The organism is Auritidibacter ignavus (genome assembly GCF_029853775.1).
In the GTDB taxonomy this organism is placed as follows: domain Bacteria; phylum Actinomycetota; class Actinomycetes; order Actinomycetales; family Micrococcaceae; genus Auritidibacter; species Auritidibacter ignavus.
Genome location: NZ_CP122564.1, coordinates 1729765 through 1745383 on the forward strand (window position 1 = coordinate 1729765; position 15619 = coordinate 1745383).

The following is a 15619-nucleotide window of genomic DNA, read 5'->3' on the forward strand; positions in this document are numbered from 1 at the left end:
CAGGAGAACGTCATGGATTTCAGTTTCTCAGATCGTTGTCAGGATTACCGGCAACGACTCCTCGACTTTATGGACGAACACATCTACCCAGCCGAGCCGGTCTTCGAACAACAGATGCACGAATCCGGGGATGACAACTTCCACCCACCGATCATGGAAGAGCTCAAGGCCGAAGCCAAATCCCGCGGTCTGTGGAACCTGTTCCACCCCCACGCCAATGAAGAGTGGGGTAGCCCGGGCCTGTCGAACCTCGACTATGCTCCCCTGGCCGAGATCATGGGCCGTAGCCCGGGCTTGGCTCCCGAGGCCACCAACTGCAATGCTCCCGATACCGGAAACATGGAAGTTCTGGAGCTGTTCGGAACTGAGGAGCACCGCGAGCGCTGGCTCAAACCGCTGCTGGCTGGCGAGATCGCCTCGGCCTTCTGCATGACCGAGCCCGAGGTGGCCAGCTCCGATGCCACTAATATCCAGCTGCGGATGGAACGCAACGGTGATCACTACATCCTCAACGGCCGTAAGTGGTTCGCATCCAACGCCCTGCACCCGCTATGTCGTGTGCTGATCGTGATGGGTAAGACCGACCCTGAGGCTGATACGCACCGCCAACAGTCGATGATGGTTGTCCCCATCGATGCCCCCGGCGTGACCGTGGTCCGCGGTCTGCCGGTCTTCGGCTACATGGATCGTGAGGGTCACGCAGAAGTGACCTTCGAAAACGTCAAGGTTCCCGTAACCGACCTGCTGGCCGGAGAAGGCGACGGCTTCAAGATCAGCCAGGCCCGCTTGGGCCCGGGACGCATCCATCACTGTATGCGCACCATCGGTGCCGCCGAGCGTGCCCTAGATCTGATGATCACTCGTGCCCAGAGTCGCGAAACCTTCGGTCAGCCACTTTCCGAGCGGGCCAACATCCAGGACTGGATTGCCGAGTCTCGCATTGAGATCGAAATGAACCGGTTGCTGGTGCTTAAGGCCGCCTGGCTGATGGACACCGTGGGTAACCGTGAGGCGCGCACCGAGATTGCCGCGATCAAGGTGGCCGCCCCGAACATGGCCTTGAAGGTCATCGACCGGGCGATTCAGGTCCATGGTGGTGGCGGTGTCACCAATGACTTCCCGCTGGCCGAGTTCTGGGCTGCTCAGCGCACCCTGCGGTTGGCCGATGGTCCTGATGAGGTCCACAAGCGCACCATTGCTCGCATGGAACTCAAGCGTCTACGCGACACCGTAGCGAAATAATAGCCTGCAGGCAGTCGAGGCCAGAATCAGATCCCGCACCGTGCTGGGATTCTGGTTCTGGCCTCTTGGTTTAACGACATGGGTGCCCTCGATCAGCGCAGACACCAGGGCACCAGAAAAAGAACGATTCACAGAGAAAAGAAAAACTTAGTCCTGATCGATGCTGGCGTGATCGATGCTGAGCGCGCCACACCACATGCGAGTGGTGGTCGCCACCAGCTCATCGATGGTGTAGTTCGTAGCGTTCAGAGCAAAGTTGAAGTATGCCAGGCGGGAGACCATCCCAGACAACGCACGAGAGGCAAGAATGGGATCTAGGTTGGCATCAGCAAGTCCGCGTCGCTGTAACTCTTCGATCGAATGGGCATTGCGTTCAATAAAACGCATGCCCCGCTCGTAGCGAAGCTTCATAAAATTCGGATCAACCTGGGCGACCTCTTCCATTAGTCCCATAAGCTTTGCGTTGGACTGGTAAGACTCGAAATAATGGCGGTTGCTGGCTTCAATAACCTCGGCCGGATCGGCACCTTCGGTATCTCCCACCGAGAGGTGCAACATCTCGTTCTTGGCCGTTTCCATCAGAGCCTCGAAGATTTCTTCTTTCGAGGTGAAATACGTATAAAAAGTCCCGGTCGAACAACCGGCTTCGACGGTGATATCGGTCAGCCGTGCATCCAAATAGCCGTCACGTTCGAACACCACCCGCGCTGCCCGCAACAGCGCTGCCCGAGTCTTTTCACCGCGTGCAGTACGTGGCTTTAACGTTGACTCTGGCATCGGTGGCTCCTTGGACTGGGGATGGTGTTCGAACGATGTAGACTTGTGCGACTCTACAACAGGTGCGGCACGCTACAGAGTGATATCGACCAACGGCGCGAGGTCTTCGCGGTGGGTACCGGGGGTGCCCAAGCCCAGCTGGTCGGCTTTAGCCCGCTTCAAAAGCAGGTGAATCGGGAACTCCCAGGTCATCCCATTACCACCGTGGAGCTGGACGGCTTCCTCAGCAGCCTTGACCGCCACGTCCGCGTTATAGGATGCCGCCACCGCGGTCGCGATGGGCAGATCCTGATCGGCATCGTTCAGCACTCCGGCTGCGTAGCGAGCCGCGGCCTGTGCGGAGGTCACCTGCAGATACAGATCGGCCAGCCGGTGCTTGATGGCCTGGAAGGAACCGATCGGGCGAGCGAACTGGATACGGGTCTTCACGTATTCGACCGTGGTGGTCAAGCACTGATAGGCCACACCGTACTGTTCACTGGCCAGTAGCGCCGTGGCACTGCGCAATCCGAAGTCCACCGCCGCCACGGCCTGGTCGCCACTGGCCAGCACGGTACCTTCTCCAAGACCAGACACGGTCGCCAGGGGCCGGGACATATCCAGGCTGGTCACCGGTTCAACGGTGGCCTGCTCAGCTTCGATGAGGTGCAGGTTGACGCCATCGGCCGAAGCCAAGGGCACCAACAGCAGATCCGCACCCCAGGCACCGGCTACCGGGGTAACCGAGCTACCCGCCTCAACGGCAGACCAGTGTCCAGCACGAGCGCTGAACGGTAGCACCAAGGCAGCGGTCTTTTCGCCGCTGGCCAGCTGTTCCAACGCGTCACCAGCCTCGAGGTGGTTCAACACCTGGGTGGCCAACACCGAGGAGGTCAAAAACGGCACCGGTGCCACAGCACCACCGAGTTCTTCCAGCACGGTGGCCGCTTCGCGCGGTCCGCCACCAAATCCGCCGTGGTCCTCGCTGATCAACAGGCCGGCCAAGCCAATCTCACCGGCCAGAGCGTCCCACAGTGCAGTGTGCCAGGGCTGGGGGTTGTCGTAGAGATCGGCGACATCAGCCGAGCTCAAGTGTCGCGACAGTGCATCTTTGACCGCATCGCGCAGGTCGGTTTCATCTTCGGTATACAGCAAATTGGTCATCGTGGCAGATCCTTGAAGGGAATTCCTTTATCGGGGCGAGCTTCTTGGGGCAGACCGAGTACGCGCTCAGCTACCACATTGCGCATGATTTCTGAGGAACCGCCTTCGATCGAGTTCCCCTTGGCACGCAGGTAGCGGAATCCGGCATCGCGACCCAAGAAATCTGCCTTCGTGGGACGACGCAGCTCCCAATCCTCATAGACCAGGCCTGCGTCCGGATCGAGCTCGAGGGCCACACCGGTGACCGCCTGAGCCTGAGTGGCAAAGGCCAACTTCAGCGCCGAAGATTCTGGTCCGGGCTGACCAACTTCCAGTTGTTGGCGCACTCGCTCACCCACCAGCCGGGTGACTTCGGTTTCCACCCACCAGTGCAAAATCTCTTGTTGTGCAGCGGGGGTCCGTAGTTGCGGGTTCTCCCGCCATTGACGAGCCAACAGCCCAATCTGACCGGCTTCACGATCGGCCCCAGCACCAATGGCAACACGCTCATTATTCAGCGTGGCATTGGCGACCCGCCAGCCTTCGCCGGTCTCACCAACACGGTCTGCATCAGGAATCTTCACATCCTGCAGGAAGACCTCGTTGAACTCGGCTTCACCGGTGATCTGGCGTAAGGGGCGGACCTCGACTCCCGGGTCTGACATATCAACCAGGAAGTAGGTCATGCCGGCGTGCTTGGGTACCTCAATGTCAGTTCGGGCTACCAGAATCGCCCGCTGAGCCTGGTGGGCCACCGAGGTCCAGACCTTCTGACCGTTGACCGTCCAGGTATCTCCATCCAACACCGCGCGGGTAGACACCGCGGCCAAGTCAGAGCCGGCACCGGGCTCGGAGAAGAGCTGGCACCAGATTTCTTCGCTGGTGTAGAGCGGGCGCAGGTACTTGTTCTGCTGCTCTTCGGTACCCTTAGCGATCAGGGTCGGAGCGACCATACCCAGACCAATGCCGTTACCGTTGGTATCTGGGCCAGGTGCGCCGGCTTCTGCCAGGCGAGCATTGACGAAGTCGTTGTACTCGCGCGGTAGGCCCAGGCCACCGTGTCCCTCAGGGAAATGCACCCAGGCGAGACCGGCATCAAAGCGGGCTCCGAGGAATTCTTGAACATTGGAGGTATCGTGTTCGGCCAGGAGGCGATCTATCCTCTCGGATAGCAGCTGGACGGGATCAGTCACGAGACACTCTCCCTTCTTTCTCTATGTTGTGTGTATCCGTTGGGGGGCTATATTGCGGTCATCTAGAGATGGTCTAGGACCGTTGCGGGGCGCTGGAGACTCGCACGCCCTGGTCACGGAGCTCATCCCGGTCGATGGCGCGTTTCAGGATTTTGCCGGTCGCCCCCTTGGGGAGCGACTCCACGAAATGATAGATCCGTGGAATCTTGTAGTGCGCCAAATACTCGCCCAGCCATTCCTTCAATGCGGGCGCATCGGGGGTCGCATCGGGGCGCAAGGTAATCACCGCGGCAATTTCTTCACCCAGATGCTCGTCGGGCACCCCGGCTACGGCGGCCTCGACCACATCCGGATGGGTGTAGAGCACTTCTTCAACCTCGCGCGGGTAGACGTTGTAGCCACCCCGAATGATCAAATCCTTCTTGCGGTCCACAATGAAGACATAGCCGTCTTCATCGATCCGACCCAGGTCACCCGTGCGGAACCAACGCCCGCTAAAGGTCGCGGCGGTGGCCTCGGGACGGCCCCAGTATTCTTTCATCACAATCGGGCCATCGAGCGCGATCTCACCGATCTCATTCACGCCCAGCTCTTGGCCATTATCGTCCAAGATGGTGACGTCGACGCCTTCGACCGGCAGACCGATACTGCCTTCTTTGCGGGTCGCATGGGGCCGGTTTCCGATGCCGTACCCGGTGGTTTCGGTCAGACCGTAGCCTTCAATAACATCTCCGCCGAAGGCTTGATAGAACTTCTTAGCCACCTGGATGGGCAGAGCAGCTCCACCGGAGGTCACCTTCTGCATGTTCGAAAAGTCCTCGGGGCGGTAGGGATTCGGTACGTGCAACATCGCGTTCCACATGGTCGGCACCCCGGATGCTGAAGTGAGTTGGTGCTTGACCATCATCTCCATCATCCCGTGCGGGGTGAACGGGCGAAGTAGCGATAAGCTTGCCCCGCCATGAAAGACGGTGTGCATCACCGCTACTTGTGCAAACACATGGAACATCGGCAACCCCGTGCCCAGACTGTCCGAGGAGCCCAACTCGTTGGTGGTTGCGGCCATGCGACCGCAGGCCATGATGTTGTTGTGCGTCAGCACCGCACCTTTCGGACGTCCGGTGGTCCCGGAGGTGTACAGAATAGCCATCGGGGTTCCATCGGCGAGATCGGCGGGATCAGCCAGGGAGTCGGCGACCAGATCGTCAAAAACCCCAGGCTCCAGGAGCCAGGTGGAGACATCTGTGGCCTCGGCAGCTTTCTCGAGTTGTTCGAAACCTTTGCCGTCTTCCTTCCACCCCAAGGCCAGCACAGGTTCTGAGTCCTCGATGAAGTACTGCAGTTCGCGAGCGGTGCAGGCTGCGTTGACGGTCACCGCGATAGCGCCCAGCGCAGCCAAGGCGTGATAGGCCAGCACGAACTCCGCTGAGGTGGGTACCACGAAAAGAACCCGATCCCCCGGTTGGATGCCACGGCGCTGAAATTCGGGGATCACGCCGCTGATGTTGCGAGCGAGCCGGTCATACGACCAGATACGTTCGGCCTCATCGACCCCTTCACGCAAGGCGTTGGCTTCAGGTTGTTGCTGGGCGTGATTCCAGATGATGTCTACCAAATTGGTCATGGCGGTCCTTCTCCACATTAAGATGTGATCTACCTCTCACCTAGCTTATATCGAACTTGAGATCAGATTCAAGACAACTGCGCAAGAGAAAAATGATCCATTGAATCCGAGTTCAGGTTCACTTAACATGAAGGTGATATAGCTCACCTACGAGAAGGAGATATCACGATGGTAGAAGTCACCACCGTCAGCTCGATCGCCGAACTGAAAGAACTCCAGGGCAAGGAACTGGGCCCTACGGAGTGGTACACGGTTGATCAGGATAAAGTCAACGCTTTCGCCGATGCCACCGAAGATCATCAGTGGATCCACATCGATGTCGAACGAGCCAAGGCCAGCCCGTTGGGTGGCACCATTGTTCACGGGCTGTTCACGCTGTCGCTGGGCCCGTATTTCTCTGAGCAGCTGATTCAGCTGGAGGGCTTTACCCACACCTTGAACTACGGATATAACAAGGTCCGTTTCCCCCATCCCCTACCGGTGGGGACCCGAATTCGCGTGACCTCGACAATTTCTTCAGTGGAAGAAGTCGGCGAGGGTTCAGCCCAGGTCACCACCGTGCAGGTGTATGAGGCCGAAGGTATTGAAAAGCCGGTTTGTGTTGCCGAGGCCCTGGGACGTTACACAGAGTAATTACTCAGTAAGTCGCTCAGCTGAGCGCGAGTGCTGGCGGCATCGGTATGGCGGATGGCTCCCATCCCCAACCGGGCCGCTGCATCGAGATTATGCTGAAGATCGTCAATCATCACCGTCTGCTCAGGAGCTACCTCGAGCTTCTGGCAGGCGGTGAGGTATGCCACGCGTGAGGGCTTGCGTGCACCAATGACTCCGGAGATGGTGACCGCATCGAACATGGACTCCAGTTCAAAGCCAGCATAGGTATTGTCGCCAAACGAGTTCGACAGCAAGCCGGTAGGGATACCGGCTTGACGAATTTCTGCCACGAGATCGATGGTCCCCCGGTCCGGGTGGAGGTAAGACTGTATCTCCTCAATGGTCCCGCGATCAGGCACCTGCAGTCCGTGCTCCGCCAGTTCCTCGTGGTAGCCCTGTTCGAATTCGGCCGCGGAGATGCGACCTTCTTCGTGGGCACCGAGCAACTTGGCAGAGGCGGATCCTTTGGTACCCAGGATCTTCAACGGCAGGTCACGGTTACCGTACTTGTCTCCGAACGCTTGGAATCCTGCCAGCAACGAGGTGGTCAGCACTCCGCCGAAGTCAAACATCACGGCAGAGTACTGACCAGAGCTGGCACCATCAGATGGTGTCGGCCGCTGATTAGTCAAAGGGACCGCCACCTGCATAAATAACCTGACCGTTCACGTAGCCAGCGCCTTCGGAAATCAGGAAGGAGGCCAGGTGGGCAACGTCGTCGGGCTTACCGCTGCGGGCAACCGGGATCTGCGCAACGGTTTTTTCAATAAATTCGTCGAAGCTGATACCAATGCGTTCGGCCGTGGCAGCGGTCATATCCGATTCGATAAAACCGGGGGCAATTGCATTGGTGGTGACACCGAATTTACCCAGCTCGATCGCCAGGGTCTTGGTAAAGCCCTGCAGACCAGCCTTGGCAGCGGAGTAGTTGGCCTGACCACGACTGCCTAAGGCTGAAACACTGGAGAGATTCACGATACGACCGAAGCCAGCCTCCGTCATATGCTTCTGGGTTTCGCGCGACATCAGGAACGTACCGCGCAAGTGCACACCCATCACGGCATCCCAGTCGTCCACGGTCATCTTGAACAGCAGGTTGTCGCGGATGATGCCGGCGTTGTTGACCAGCACGGTCGGGGCGCCGAGCTCATCGGCAACCTTGGCAACAGCGGCCTTGACCGAGTCTTCATCGGAGACATCAGCGCCGACGGCCAGGGCCTGGCCACCGGCGGAGGTGATGGCATCGACGGTCTTCTGGGACTGCTCTTCGGCCAGATCCAGCACCGCAACTTTCAGGCCATCAGAGGCCAGACGCTGGGCAATGGCTGCACCGATGCCGCGACCGGCACCGGTAACGATGGCAACGCGTGGTTCAGTAGTGGACATGGGGTACTCCTTCAAATCGAGTTGGAATCGAGGAAAATCAGGGGTCGGGGGCTAACGGAGCTTCAGGCTACCGGAATCCGGTGCCAGCCAGCTGAGCTGACGATCGTGGGCCAGTCGCTGGTCGAGTTTGTCACCGAGCTCGTCATTCCAGGCGGTCGACCGCCGCGTGGACATATCGACGTGAATATCGGCGAATTCGGCCATCGAGGCCACCTCGCCGGTGGTGAGATTCGCAGCAATGGCCACACCGCGCAAGAGTTTCGCGTTGCGGTCCACTAGGCGCACATAGCCACCGAGTTTGGCACCGATCTGGATTTCATGGGCGAAGGTCACGTGCTGTTCCAGCGTAAAGGTGCTGCGTCCATGGGTCTGGATGTAGTCGGGGGTGATGCCCATGGACATCAGACCGTAGTGCAGGGTGTGCATCAAGAACTCGTAGTGCCCCAAGACGTTGACGTGATCGTTGTAGTCACGCCACCGTTCGGGGGCGGTCACAGAATAAACCTGCTCGAGCTCTCCCAGCTCATCGAGAGTGGGAATGTAGATGCGCTGGGAGGATGCCTCGGTGCTCATGCGCGCAGGACCACCTTTCCGGTCGCGGTGCGCGTTTCCAGAACTTGTAGGGCTTTGCTGGCCTCAGCGAGATCAAAGACCGGGCCGAGCGGTGGCACCAGACGACCGGCGGCCAGGTGCTCTTCCATATCGGCGAACTGCTCGGCAATAAAGCCGGGCTTGTTCAGCCCAAAGGCACCCCAGCCGACACCGACCACCGAAATATTGTTCAGCAGCAGGCGGTTGACCTTGACCTCGGGGATGGAACCGGCGGTAAAGCCGATAACCAATAGTCGACCCTCCGGCTTCAGGGCGCGCAACGAGTCGGTGAAGCGGTCACCTCCAACCGGGTCCACCACAATGTCCACGGAAGACCGGCCGAGTTCCTCGAGGAGATTCTCGGAGTTCACCACACGGTCGGCGCCGGCCGCGCGGGCGATCTCGGCCTTCTCTTCGGTGGAGGTCACGCCAATCACCTCGCGAGCGCCGAAAGCTTTGGCGATCTGAATCGCGGAGGTACCGATACCGCCGGCGGCACCGTGAACGAGGACGGTGTCCTCGGAGCTCATCGCCCCGCGACGGCGGAGCGCGAACTGGCAGGTGCAGTAGTTGAACAAAAAGGCTGCCCCCTGCTCAAAGCTGATGTTGTCCGGGAGTTTGAAGGTCAGGTCAGCCCGGGCGGTGACTTTCTCGGCGAACCCACCGAGCAAGCACAGCGCTGCCACGCGGTCTCCGGGAACCAGTCCGGTGGACTCGGGGGCGTCGAGGACTTCGCCGGAGACTTCGGCTCCGGGGATGAACGGCAAATCAGGCTTCATCTGGTACTGCCCGCGCGTTTGAAGCAGTTCTGGAAAGGCCACCCCGGCGGCCTTGACCTGGATCAGTACTTCCTTATCGGGGTCAGTGACAACGGGGTCATCGACCTCGTTAAATTCGATGGCTTCGGGTCCTTCTAGTTGTGTGATCTGTATCGCACGCATACACCAAACATAGATGAACTTGAGTCCAGATTCAATAATGGGGTGTATCAAAGAATGTGGACGGGCGTAGTGCCTCATGTCAAACTGAGCGCGAAGGGTAAGTCGTGCCTCACAGATCGTGAGCGCGAGAGGTCGCGTGGCTGCAGTGTCGTGCCTCAGCTAGTTTGAGCGCGAAAACTTGGGTTAGCTGGCTTTGATGCGGATGCCGGTGGTGCGGCGTTTTTGCCGGGCCTGGTGCTTGCTGTCGAGGTCGGCGGCGATGGTGAGGGTTTTGTCTTTGGCCAGGCTGATCAGCCGGTCTTGGTAGGTCAGGATTTGGCGGGTCAGCTGGGCTGGATTGATCCTGCGGTAGATGGCCGCTAGCTCTTCTTGTTGGGCGGTGGAGAGGATCCCGGCATCCAGCAGCCGGTGGTAGGGAGTCTTGGGTTTGTCATAGAGGCGTTTGCGCCGCCCGCTGGCGTCTTGGGTCCAGCCGGTGGGTTTTTTGGTGGCGGTGAAGTAGTTGAGTTTCAAACCCACCACCTGCCATAGGGCCGCCAGGATGGCGCGTTGATCTGCGGTGTCGTACCGGTAGTGAAACCCAAATTTTCGCACGGCGTGGTTGTTTTTGGATTCCACGGTGGCTTGATCATTTTTTTGATACGGCCGGCCCCGGGTGAAAAAGATCAACCGGTCAGCAGCCCAGTGCATGACTTCGTGGTTGATGAACTCTGACCCGTTGTCACAATCTAAGCCCGCGATCCCATAGGGGATGGCGGCTGCGGCCCGGTCCAATCCTGCCAGGATGTGCACTTGGGCGTTATGACGGAGCACTTCTAGGTGCACCCACCCGGTGCGCACATCAGTCATGGTTAGGGTGCGGGCGAATTCGCCTTGCAGGGTTGGCCCGCAATGGGCCACCGTGTCGGTTTCGAGGTTGTCAATTCTGTTGTGTACGGGGGTTGGGTTTACAGGTATGGGTTCATTCGGTCGGGGTAGGCTGCCGCGAGTTGGGCTAGTGCCTGTTTCCAGTTCGTGGTGACTTGTCCTTCGACGAGTCTGCCGGCGGCTTTGCGCTGGCTGGCGGGTTTGCCGCGTTCCTTGGCTCGTTGGCGTGCGTGTTTGTCCTCGATCGTGCAGATCGCTAGCCACAAGAGTTTCACCACCGCGTCGTCGGTGGGGAACTGAGTGCGGTTCTTCGTGACCTTGCGCAGCTGATAGTTCAATGACTCGATCGCATTCGTCGTATAGATCACCCGCCGCAGCGCTGGCGGGAACGCCAAAAACGGCACGAAACGCTCCCAGGCGTTTGTCCAGGTCGCGACCGCTGACGGGTATTTCTGACCGAGTTCAGAAGCTGCGAAATCCTCCAGGGCAGCCTTGGCAGTATCCTCGTTGCTTGCGGTGTAGATGGCCTTCAAAGCCTGTGAAACCGCCTTGCGATCGCCGTAGGTGACGAACCGGTTCGCTGCCCGGATCAGGTGCACCACGCACGTCTGGACAAGCGAGTCCGGCCAGGTCGCTTCGATAGCCTCTGGCAAGCCGGTCAGCCCGTCACAGCAGACGATGAGCACATCGCGGATCCCGCGGTTGGCAAGCTCGGCACAGACATGGGCCCAAAACGCGGCGCCTTCGGTGTCCTGGACCCAGATGCCCAGGACGTGCTTGATGCCGTCCATATCGACGCCGACAGCGATGTGTGCCGCTTTTGACCGCACATGCCCACCATCGCGGACCTTAACCCGAATCGCATCGAGGTAGATCACGGGGTAGAACTCTTCTAACGGCCGGTTCTGCCATTCCACAACGGCTTCCAGCACGGCGTCGGTGATATTGGCGATCGTCTCGTGAGACAGCTCCGTGCCGATCGTGACAGCCAGGTGATGCTGGATATCGCGGATCGTCATTCCACCGGCATACAAGCTGATGATCATCTCATCCAGCCCGCCCAGCCGGCGCGAGCCCTTAGGCACCAGACGCGGGGTGAACGACCCGTCACGATCCCTAGGCACCGTCAGCTCGATATCGCCGACCTCGCTGGCGACCGTCTTGGAATACGAGCCATTACGGGCATTGACCGGCCGGTCCGTGACGGCTTTAGCCTCCCGGTCACCAGGCCCGTAACCCAGATGCGAGGTCATCTCAGCCTGCAGGCCCCGTTCGAGTGCTTCCTTGATCAGTTCAGGAATCACTCCACCGTTGCCGGTCAGCTCGATCTCACCGGCGTCGATCCGAGCGAAAAGCTCGTCCAAGGCGCCACTGGCCTTCAACTGCGCAACAACATCAGCCCCACCAGGCTGATCAACACGATCATCTGTCATGGTCATCATCATGTCCTCTCATCGATAACTCTGTACACAAACAATCTGACACCCTCTCGGTTTCGAAAAACCCTGGTTCGTCTTCGACCTCATCGCCGGCTTGTCGCACCGTAATCGAGTTGCGCAACAAGGCCCCAGGCTTGGTCGTAGCGATGCCTTTGAGGCGTAACCGGTCGCGTTCGGCCTTGAGATACCGGTCAATCGTGGCGGCACTCATGGCCACCAGCTGGGCACGCACCGTGGGGTTATACCCGGAGCGGCCAAACGCCAACTCATCGTGGGCTTCTAACGCGTCTAACCAGTCTTCCATCACCGGTTTCATGTATTTGCCCGAGGGCATGCCCATCAACCGCCACACCCGGATCAACTGCTTTTTCGCATTCGCCGAATACTTCGTGGGTTTATGCTTTCGACGGTCAATGCGCACCACGTTTTTGACCCCGATGGTCTGCGACGTCAGATACCGCCTGGCCGTGGACCGGCCCAACCCAGTGGAAGCACAAAACTGATCTAAAATCGCTGACTTCTCCGCCTTGGACCCCGTGCGATAATCCCTACGTAATTGCTTGGTGACTTCAATCCGAGCACTCATCGAGACAATGTCCTTATCCATGCGTTCACACTATGGCTTCGCGCTCACGATACGTGAGGCACGACCTGAGCTACGCGCTCAATATCAATAAGGTACGTCGCTTCCTTGCTTCATGGAATATTTATCGCCATGATTAGATTGTGGTCGTTCGCTTTTGTGACGATCGGAGCTGTGCTTGCGGCAACGGGGCCTACGGTGAAACTGCAAGATTGTGCCTTATGGAATCACTTTGATGTGCGGGAATCTCGCTCACTGTCGAATGCCGAAGAGGTGCGAGGATGAATCGCATACGCGTGAACGTGAAGACACACTGGATGAATGGCTGGTTCATGAGAATGTTTGCTTCACCGGTGCTGTGCGTGAATGGTAAGCAGATTCCAGCGAATTTCAGTGCACCGACTGTGGTATCTGTCGAAGAACCTGTCGTACGTATTGGCGCAGGTATCCGCTATTTCTCTCGTGGACCGGTATTAGGGTGTGAGCCTGAGCTCTGTCGTGTGGATGATTCGTCGGGTGTCGTGAACCTGGTATTCAAGAACGGCGTGTGGAACCATTCCCCATTTAGGATCGTGTCCGTGCAGTGATGTGCGGGGTAAGGGGCTCGTGTTGCTCAATCCGCATCGGGAGTGTCTGCCTCGCGATGGCGGGCGCGAGTAGTCAAGAGCTCGGCGACGGCTGGTCCGGCGGCCAGGCCCGCGATTGCATCGATGAGGGTGTGGCTGGGGTCATTTGTGCCGAGCGACGGGGGGGGTACGGATACAAGCGGGGAACCGGTCATCACATTCGGCGCGAACGCTGATCCAGGCAGCGTTGAAGATGACGGCATTGGCAGCCAATTCCCATCGCCGGCCGCGGTCGGCGCGTTCGACCAGTTCCCAGTAGCTCACGCCGTGCTTCTTTCAGTACCACGTGATGGCCTGTGCGCCGGTGGCAGCGGCGCGAATCGGCAGGGCTGAGAAGCATCCGGCACCTCCGGCGGCCAGGAGGAGGACGGTAACGAAGTAGACGTAGGTGGCAACCTGCCTACCGACGACATCCGTGGAGCATAATGGTCGCTTCGCGTTCATCGTCGAACGACGGGGCGTTGAAGACGGCGATAGTGTCGGCGTGGAGTGGGAAAGGTCTGGCGGGTGTGCACGGTGATTCCTTCCACGAGGTCTGTCGGGTGTGGGTGGTGTCATCGAGCGTCTGGACCGTTGTCGTGGAAGAATAGTGACTCGCCTGCATCGCCTTCGTCCTGGCACTGACTCTGGCCCCATCGCTGGCCGGGCTCGAACGGCTGTTGCGACGGGCTGACCGGACTGCCAGAGGCAATCGAAGCGACCTGGCTGGACTCGTTCGTCCAGACCTGTGTCGTACCCCTTGAGCCGGGCTGCGAACAGGTTCGTTGCCTACGGCGATCGCAAGGCCGTATCACGGGCATTAAAGGCCCTCTACACCACAAGCAACGAGGATACCGCCAAGGCTGCGTTTGGATGATGTCGCAGCCTCTGAGCTCGGCCAGAAATACCCGTTAGCGGTCAAGACGTGGACGAACGCCTGGGAGCGGTTCGTGCCATTTCTGGCATTCCCGCCAGCACTGCGCCGGGTGATCTATGCAACGAATACGATCGAGTCGCTGAACTATCAGCTGGGCAAAGTCACGAAGAACCGCACGCAGTTCCCCAGTGACGAGGCCGTGGTCAAACTGATCTAGCTAGCGCTCTGCACGATCGAGGACAAACGCGCCCGCGAACGAGCCAAGGAACGCGGCAAACCCGCCGGCAGACTCGTGCAAGAACAAGTCACCACGAACTGGAAACAAGCCCTCGCCCAACTCGCCGCCACCTACCCCGACCGAATCAACCCCTACCTCTCAACCCAATCCCCTACACAACAAACTTGACAAGTGGGGTGTATCAAGGATGTTGGACAGTTTCTCTTGATGGGGAAGGATCAAGAGTATGGCAACATCATCGAGGCGGAAGTTCAGTCCGCAGTTCAAGGCTGAGGCGGTCCAGTTGGTGGTCCAGTCGGATCGGCAGATTGTCGAGGTTGCCGGCGAGCTTGGGCTCAAGCCTGGCACGTTGGGTAACTGGGTGAAGAAATACAGGCAAGAGAATCCAGAGCCGGGGAAGGCGATGACTCCTGCTGATCATGGCCGGTTAGCGGAGTTAGAAGAAGAAAACCGGCGGCTGAAAATGGAAAATGAATTCCTAAAAAAGGCCGCGGCCTTCTTCGCCAGGGAGCAGGACTGAACGAGAAGTCAGCCCTGGTCGAGGCGGAGAAGGACAACTACCCGATCGACTGGATGTGCACCCAGCTGGAAGTGGCGCGTTCCTCGTTCTACGCGTGGCGGGCCCGGGTCGGCACCACCACGGATACCGAAGCCCGCCGGGAAGTGTTGAAGGTCGAGATCGCCCGGATCTTCGATCAACAGCGCGGCACTGCTGGCTGTCGGCGTGTGGCTGCTCAGCTCAACCAGGAGGGCTTCGAAGCTTCGGTGGGGCTGGTGGCCGAGCTGATGCGTGAACTGGGGTTGAAGGCGGTGCAGAAGCGGGCGTATAAGACCACCACGGTGGTCGACGGTCGAGCCCAGGTCTTCGAGGATAAGCTGGGCCGGGGCTTCGCCCCCGAGAGTCACCGCCCGGGAGAGGCACTGGTGGGAGACATTACCTACCTGCGTACCGGTCAGGGGTGGCTGTACCTGGCTACCGTGATCGATTTGGCCACCCGGATGGTCATCGGTTGGCAGACCGCCACCCACCTGCGCACCAGCCTGGTCATCGACGCTTTGGAGATGGCCCGCACCCAGGGTGGAGCGAAAAAGAATGCTATATTTCACTCAGACCATGGGTCTCAGTATACTTCAGATGAATTCATTAATTATTCTCAACAACACGGATTTATCCAGTCGATGGGCAGGACCGGGGTCTGTTGGGACAACGCCGCCGCGGAGTCATTCTTCGCGACGTTGAAGAACGAAATGTATCACCAGCAGGTCTTCACCACTCGGGGCAGGGCGCGGTTCGCTGTGGCTGAGTACATCGAGGTCTTCTACAACCGGCGCCGCCGCCACTCCAGCCTGGGCTACCGCACCCCAGCACGAGCCTGGGCCGACCACCACGAACCAACCACCGCGGACCCACCCGCAGCGGCCTGAAACACAAGAAAAACACCGAGAGACTGTACGAAATCCTTGACACAGCCCAAGCCAT

General features: G+C 59.1%; 15 protein-coding genes and 1 pseudogene. 5 read left to right on the top strand and 11 right to left on the bottom strand.

Annotated elements, in window-relative coordinates; translation table 11 throughout:
• Window positions 1-12: 12 nt before the first annotated feature.
• On the top strand, window positions 13-1242 hold the full coding sequence (locus tag QDX22_RS07900) for an acyl-CoA dehydrogenase family protein (protein ID WP_110099243.1): 1230 nt from the start codon (window positions 13-15) through the stop codon (window positions 1240-1242).
• 147 nt (window positions 1243-1389) lie between these two features.
• Here QDX22_RS07900 and QDX22_RS07905 read toward each other — a convergent pair whose 3' ends face one another.
• From QDX22_RS07905 to QDX22_RS07920, 4 genes are all read right to left on the bottom strand, one after another.
• Window positions 1390-2019 (bottom strand): TetR/AcrR family transcriptional regulator, encoded by a 630-nt coding sequence (locus QDX22_RS07905; RefSeq protein ID WP_110099242.1) that lies wholly within the window; start codon window positions 2017-2019, stop codon window positions 1390-1392.
• Between the two features lie 72 nt (window positions 2020-2091).
• A complete protein-coding gene (locus QDX22_RS07910) occupies window positions 2092-3162 on the bottom strand; it encodes an acyl-CoA dehydrogenase family protein (protein WP_110110858.1) in 1071 nt (356 codons plus the stop codon).
• Window positions 3159-4334 carry an acyl-CoA dehydrogenase family protein gene (locus QDX22_RS07915; RefSeq protein WP_279717731.1) on the bottom strand — a complete coding sequence of 392 codons (1176 nt, stop codon included), beginning with the start codon at window positions 4332-4334 and terminating at the stop codon, window positions 3159-3161. Before QDX22_RS07915 ends, QDX22_RS07910 begins: the two co-directional genes overlap by 4 nt.
• Before the next feature lie 73 nt (window positions 4335-4407).
• Entirely contained in the window at window positions 4408-5958 is a 1551-nt protein-coding gene (locus QDX22_RS07920) for a class I adenylate-forming enzyme family protein (RefSeq protein WP_279695615.1), read from the bottom strand.
• Window positions 5959-6126: 168 nt separating this feature from the next.
• On the opposite strand from QDX22_RS07920, the gene QDX22_RS07925 reads away from it, so the two are divergent.
• Window positions 6127-6591, top strand: coding sequence for a MaoC family dehydratase (locus tag QDX22_RS07925; protein ID WP_110101619.1), 465 nt, complete (start codon window positions 6127-6129; stop codon window positions 6589-6591).
• On the opposite strand, the gene QDX22_RS07930 is transcribed toward QDX22_RS07925, so the two are convergent.
• From QDX22_RS07930 to QDX22_RS07960, 7 genes are all read right to left on the bottom strand, one after another.
• Entirely contained in the window at window positions 6579-7244 is a 666-nt protein-coding gene (locus tag QDX22_RS07930; protein WP_279717732.1) for an HAD family hydrolase, read from the bottom strand. The genes QDX22_RS07925 and QDX22_RS07930 overlap by 13 nt on opposite strands.
• Window positions 7237-7998 (bottom strand): 3-oxoacyl-ACP reductase FabG, encoded by a 762-nt coding sequence (gene fabG, locus QDX22_RS07935; protein WP_110101621.1) that lies wholly within the window; start codon window positions 7996-7998, stop codon window positions 7237-7239. Before fabG ends, QDX22_RS07930 begins: the two co-directional genes overlap by 8 nt.
• 51 nt (window positions 7999-8049) lie before the next feature.
• Window positions 8050-8571 (bottom strand): thioesterase family protein, encoded by a 522-nt coding sequence (locus QDX22_RS07940; protein ID WP_110101622.1) that lies wholly within the window; start codon window positions 8569-8571, stop codon window positions 8050-8052.
• Window positions 8568-9530: an NADPH:quinone oxidoreductase family protein gene (locus QDX22_RS07945; protein WP_279717733.1), complete on the bottom strand. Its 963-nt coding sequence runs from the start codon at window positions 9528-9530 to the stop codon at window positions 8568-8570. Before QDX22_RS07945 ends, QDX22_RS07940 begins: the two co-directional genes overlap by 4 nt.
• Before the next feature lie 183 nt (window positions 9531-9713).
• Window positions 9714-10541 (bottom strand): integrase catalytic domain-containing protein, encoded by an 828-nt coding sequence (locus QDX22_RS07950; protein WP_279718189.1) that lies wholly within the window; start codon window positions 10539-10541, stop codon window positions 9714-9716.
• Window positions 10478-11836 carry an IS256 family transposase gene (locus QDX22_RS07955; RefSeq protein ID WP_425248464.1) on the bottom strand — a complete coding sequence of 453 codons (1359 nt, stop codon included), beginning with the start codon at window positions 11834-11836 and terminating at the stop codon, window positions 10478-10480. Before QDX22_RS07955 ends, QDX22_RS07950 begins: the two co-directional genes overlap by 64 nt.
• Window positions 11820-12443 (bottom strand): hypothetical protein, encoded by a 624-nt coding sequence (locus tag QDX22_RS07960; RefSeq protein WP_279717734.1) that lies wholly within the window; start codon window positions 12441-12443, stop codon window positions 11820-11822. The genes QDX22_RS07955 and QDX22_RS07960 overlap by 17 nt, the downstream gene beginning before the upstream one ends.
• Before the next feature lie 272 nt (window positions 12444-12715).
• Between QDX22_RS07960 and QDX22_RS07965 the strand changes: the two genes are divergently transcribed.
• From QDX22_RS07965 to QDX22_RS07975, 3 genes and pseudogenes are all read left to right on the top strand, one after another.
• Window positions 12716-13006 carry a hypothetical protein gene (locus tag QDX22_RS07965; protein WP_279723914.1) on the top strand — a complete coding sequence of 97 codons (291 nt, stop codon included), beginning with the start codon at window positions 12716-12718 and terminating at the stop codon, window positions 13004-13006.
• Window positions 13007-13702: 696 nt separating this feature from the next.
• Window positions 13703-14307 (top strand): annotated as a pseudogene (locus QDX22_RS07970) (transposase); the annotation flags it as partial.
• Between the two features lie 58 nt (window positions 14308-14365).
• A protein-coding gene (locus QDX22_RS07975) for an IS3 family transposase (protein WP_425248463.1) occupies window positions 14366-15564 on the top strand; the annotation gives its coding sequence in 2 pieces (ribosomal slippage) (window positions 14366-14627 and window positions 14627-15564; 1200 coding nt in all).
• The last annotated feature ends 55 nt before the right edge of the window (window positions 15565-15619 follow it).

Excerpts from the sequence above, each read along its gene's own strand:
- QDX22_RS07900 (WP_110099243.1), top strand. The coding sequence starts at position 13 with ATGGATTTCAGTTTCTCAGATCGTTGTCAGGATTACCGGCAACGACTC.
- QDX22_RS07905 (WP_110099242.1), bottom strand. The coding sequence starts at position 2,019 with ATGCCAGAGTCAACGTTAAAGCCACGTACTGCACGCGGTGAAAAGACT.
- QDX22_RS07910 (WP_110110858.1), bottom strand. The coding sequence starts at position 3,162 with ATGACCAATTTGCTGTATACCGAAGATGAAACCGACCTGCGCGATGCG.
- QDX22_RS07920 (WP_279695615.1), bottom strand. The coding sequence starts at position 5,958 with ATGACCAATTTGGTAGACATCATCTGGAATCACGCCCAGCAACAACCT.
- QDX22_RS07925 (WP_110101619.1), top strand. The coding sequence starts at position 6,127 with ATGGTAGAAGTCACCACCGTCAGCTCGATCGCCGAACTGAAAGAACTC.
- fabG (WP_110101621.1), bottom strand. The coding sequence starts at position 7,998 with ATGTCCACTACTGAACCACGCGTTGCCATCGTTACCGGTGCCGGTCGC.
- QDX22_RS07940 (WP_110101622.1), bottom strand. The coding sequence starts at position 8,571 with ATGAGCACCGAGGCATCCTCCCAGCGCATCTACATTCCCACTCTCGAT.
- QDX22_RS07945 (WP_279717733.1), bottom strand. The coding sequence starts at position 9,530 with ATGCGTGCGATACAGATCACACAACTAGAAGGACCCGAAGCCATCGAA.
- QDX22_RS07955 (WP_425248464.1), bottom strand. The coding sequence starts at position 11,836 with ATGACCATGACAGATGATCGTGTTGATCAGCCTGGTGGGGCTGATGTT.
- QDX22_RS07960 (WP_279717734.1), bottom strand. The coding sequence starts at position 12,443 with ATGGATAAGGACATTGTCTCGATGAGTGCTCGGATTGAAGTCACCAAG.